Genomic DNA, 4,431 nt, shown 5'->3' with positions numbered 1-4,431 from the left:
CCCCCCCCCCCCCCCCCGCCGCCCGCCCCCCCGGCACCACCTGCGCCCGCTCCACCGCTGGCGCCGCGGGCGCCACCGGCCCCCCCGGCACCGCCCGCACCTGCGCCGTCGCTGCTGCCGCTGGCGCCGGCGCCGGCGCTGGCACCGCCCCCCGCGGGCGCGGCCGGCGGTGGTGGCGGTATGGCCGAGCCGTCCGAGTTGATGGACGGCTCCTTGCCCAGCGTCTCCGCCGGCGTGTCGATGCCGAAGGTGGCCATGGCGCCCTCGCCCACGATCATGCCGACCGTGCCGAACAGCGAGTCCGAGCCGAACTGGCCGGCCGCCTGCCGGCCCCGCGTCGCGCCGGCCAGGCTCGCCAGCCGGCCCGCGAGGCCCGGCAGGCCCTGGTCGGCCGCTTCCTGCGCGGCCTCGTCCAGCGCCTTGGCCGCGTCGGCGTACTGCTTCAGCGTCGCGGCAATGTCGGCGTCGGCACCCGCCGCGCCCACCACCCCGCCCAGGATGCCCGCTACCGCAGCCGCATCGCCGGCACCCGCACCCACGCCCGGCGTGAAGGTGTGCAGGCCGGCCTGCTGCAGGTCGATGGCGAAGGACTTGATCTCGGGCGCCGCGCCGTTCAGCAGCTTCACGCCCAGCGAGTTCTCGATGGCCACGCCGACGAAGTTGGAGATGGAGATCGCCAGCGCGCTCTCGATGCTCATGCCCATGAAGGTGGAGCGCGCGATGCCCAGGTTGGCCTCGCTGTTCATGCCGATGTAGCCGCTGGTGTTGGGCCCGAGGATGGTGGTGTTCGCCCCGACCGAGGTGGCGTCGATGCTGCCCACGGCCATCATCTCGATGCCGGTGTTGCTCATCATCTTGATCTTGTTGGCCATCAGGCCCAGCGGCCCGGTGGGCACGGTGATGTACTTGGAGCTGGCGCCCGTCACCAGCCAGTCGATGTGGCCGGCCTCGAAGCTCATCTTCGCGGCCTTGTAGGTCAGGTTGCCGCTCACGGTGACGGTCTGGTTGCCGATCACGCTGCGGGTTTCGCCGGCCCGCGAGGTGTCCTTGCGCGCACCGGTCACGTCGGTGGTGTGCGTGCCGGTCACCGTGAGCGTGTCGTTGCTGTCCACGAAGGTGTCGCGGTTGCCCACCACCTGGTTGTTCTGCTTGCCCTTGACGGTGTTCTTCTGGTCGACCACCACCATGTTGGTGTCGTTGCGCGTCACGGTGCTCTTGCGGTCGCGCTCCACATGGTTGGTCTGGTCGCGCTTGACGGTGATGCTCTGGTCGCGGTCCACCGTGGTGCCGTCGTCGCGCTCCACGCTGCGGCTCATGTCGAGCTCGGCGTGGATGTTGATGTTCTCCTCGCCCTTCTTGTCCTCGAACATGATCTCGTTGTAGTTCGCGGGGCCGCCGCCGGGCGTGGAGCGGGTCTTGAAACCGCTCTGCGTGGGCGACTTGTAGGGAATGGGCTGGTCGTCGTTGTAGACGCGGCCCACGATGATGGGGCGGTCGGGGTCGCCGTTGAGAAAGTCGACGATCACCTCCTGCCCGATGCGCGGAATGAAGTACCCGCCCCAGCCCTTGCCGCTCCAGGGTTGCGACACGCGCACCCAGCAGGTCGACTTCTCGTTGCTCTCGTCGTAGCGGTCCCAGTGAAAGTGCACCTTCACGCGGCCGTGGTCGTCCACGTGCAGTTCGTCGCCCTTGGGGCCGACCACGATGGCGGTCTGCGGGCCCGGCATGGTCACGCGCGGCGTGAGGCGCGGCGCGCGGAACAGGCGCTCCGCCGGCATCACGGTGAGCAGGAAGATGCTGGCGCCCGTCTGTGCGGCGGCCAGCGCGGGCGTGGCGGCCATCAGCTCCTGGAGCACGGGCAGCGTGTCGGCGTTGACGGCGTCGTCTTGCAGCACGTCGGCCAGCGCGTCGTGCACGGACCGCGCCGCGGCCTTGGCGGCGCTCACGCCTTCGTAGCCGCGGTGGCTGGCCACGAAGGTGCATGCCGCGATGACGTAGTCGCCGTTGCGCGTGCCGTCGGGGTCGCCCTCGAACTTGAAGCCGCGCCCGGCGGCAACGTCGGGCCACGGCGTCACGGCCCAGTGTCGGTCGCGCCGCGCATTGAGTTCGTCGCCGCGCAGCTTGGCGCGGGTTTCGGCGTCGTCGCCCGTGAAGTAGCCGCCGGGAAACTCGAACACTTCGAGGTTGGCCAGCTCGTGGTCGTCGGAGGAATCGATGTCGGCGCCGAGCTTCTTCTTGATGGCCTTGAAGTCGCTGTCGCGCGAGGCATGCTTGCCGGTGTCGAACTGGCGCGCGCTGACCCAGCGCGAGATTTCGTTGAAGCGCGGCTCGGCGGCGTTGGTGGCCATGTGGCGCAGGGTGTCGGCCACGGGCAGCTTGTCGTGCGCGAGGTCGCTGGCGTCCGACAGGTGCATGGTGCCGGGCGCGTCGTGCGCGTCGAACCAGTAGTAGATGCCCTCGTCCTCGAGCAGGCGCGACAGGAACTGGTAGTCGCTTTCCTGGTGCTGCACGCAGTACCGCCGCGGGTTGTGGGTGCCGATGACGTTGTCGGCCTTGGTTTTCTTGAAGCGCTTGATGGGGCTGTCTTCGAACACGGCGTCGAGCACTTCGAGAATCTTCTTGTCCTGCAGGATGCGGGAGTTGGCGCGCTTGGTGAGCAGCCAGAACCAGGAGCGCAGGGTGATCCGGTATTCGCAGTGCCGGCCCATGTGGCCCGCTCGCACGAAGCGCACGGCGTGGCCCTGGCAGTGCCGCTCGTGCGTGCCGCCGTCTTCGTCCTTGAATACGATGACGACGTCGAAGGCATGGCCGAGGATGTCCTTGGCGTCGAGCGCCTTGTTCTTCGACAGCACCGTGAGCTCGTAGGCCGACGGACGCGCCAGCGCCTCGTGGCCCACGATGCGCCAGAACATCAGGTCGTCCTTGGCGGGGGAATCGCTGTCTATGCGGAACTCGTTGTCAGCCATTGTTTTCTTTTTTGCTGTCGTTCTTTGGCGCTGCTGTTCAGGGCGTGTGCACAGGCCGCCGGGTACTCCCCTCCGCGAATGTCCCCCGGGCTTCGCCCTCCTCCTTTATTTCGCTGCGGGGAGCACCCGACGCCCTGTGCACACCGAGCGCGGCCGTCGTGCAGCTCGACCAACGACCGCTGCGAACAACGCTCACGCCGATGGGGTGCCTTGCGCAGCGAAATAAAGGAGGAGGGGCGCAGCCCCGGGGGACATTCGCGGAGCAAGGTACCCCGTCGGCGTGAGCGCGCCCCGAATGAACCCTGCAGCGACACAACGAAAAGCAGCTGTTCATTTCAGTCGAAGGCGTAAGTGAAGTCCGCGTCCTTCACATCGAGCGCAACACGGCGAATTTCCCCACCGGAAGCCAGCCGCTGCAGGTACTCGACAGAGATCGTCGGCAACACCGTGTTGGTAAGGATCGCGTCGATCACGCGCCCGCCCGACTCCGGGTCCTGGCACCGCGCCACCACCTGGTCCACCACCGCGTCGCTGTAGTCGAACGGCACGCCGTGGTTCGCCTCCACGCGCTTCTTGATGCGGCCCAGCTGCAGCCGCACGATCTTCTTCATCATGTCCGGCGACAACGGGTAATAGGGAATGGTGACGATGCGGCCCAACAGCGCGGGCGGGAACACCTTCATCAACGGCGCCTTCAGTGCATCGGCCAGCGCGTTGGAGTCCGGCAGCAGTTCGGGGTCGCGGCACATGCTCATCACCAGCTCGCTGCCCGCGTTGGTGGTCAGCAGGATGATCGTGTTCTTGAAATCGATCATGCGGCCCTCGCCGTCTTCCATCCAGCCCTTGTCGAACACCTGGAAGAAGATCTCGTGCACGTCCGGGTGGGCCTTCTCGACCTCGTCGAGCAGCACCACGCTGTACGGCCGGCGGCGCACCGCCTCGGTCAGGATGCCGCCCTCGCCGTAGCCCACATAGCCCGGGGGCGCGCCCTTGAGCGTGGAGACGGTGTGCGCCTCCTGGAACTCGCTCATGTTGATGGTGATGATGTTCTGCTCGCCGCCGTACAGCGCCTCGGCCAGCGCCAGCGCCGTCTCGGTCTTGCCCACGCCCGAGGTGCCGCACAGCATGAACACGCCGATGGGTTTCTGCGGGTTGTCCAGGCGCGCGCGCGAGGTCTGGATGCGGCGCGCGATCATCTCCAGGCCGTGCTTCTGGCCGATCACGCGCTGGTTGAGCGTGTCGGCGAGCTTCAGCACCGCCTCCACTTCGTTCTTCACCATGCGGCCGACCGGAATGCCGGTCCAGTCGGCGACCACGGAGGCCACGGCCTGCTCGTCGACCGAGGGAAGAATCAGCGGGCTCTCGCCCTGCACCGCCTGGATCTTGGCCTGCAGCTCGTGCAGTTCGGCCAGCAGCGCGGCGCGGTTCTCGCTCCCTCCCCCTCCGGGGGAGGGTTGGGGTGGGG

2 protein-coding genes are annotated in these 4,431 nt (G+C 68.1%); both read right to left on the bottom strand.

The window, feature by feature from the left end; all coding sequences use genetic code 11:
* Nucleotides 1-2,966: type VI secretion system Vgr family protein (locus AC0IYU_RS34525; RefSeq protein WP_472126832.1), on the bottom strand; the 2,966-nt coding region annotated here is incomplete at its 3' end.
* Nucleotides 2,967-3,301: 335 nt separating this feature from the next.
* Nucleotides 3,302-4,431, bottom strand: a 1,130-nt coding sequence (locus AC0IYU_RS34520; RefSeq protein ID WP_472126829.1) for an AAA family ATPase, incomplete at its 5' end; no start/stop codon positions are given.

The organism is Variovorax sp. AC103, assembly GCF_979254005.1.
Note: the sequence above shows the minus strand (reverse complement) of the source record. Positions and strands in the feature narration are given on the sequence as shown.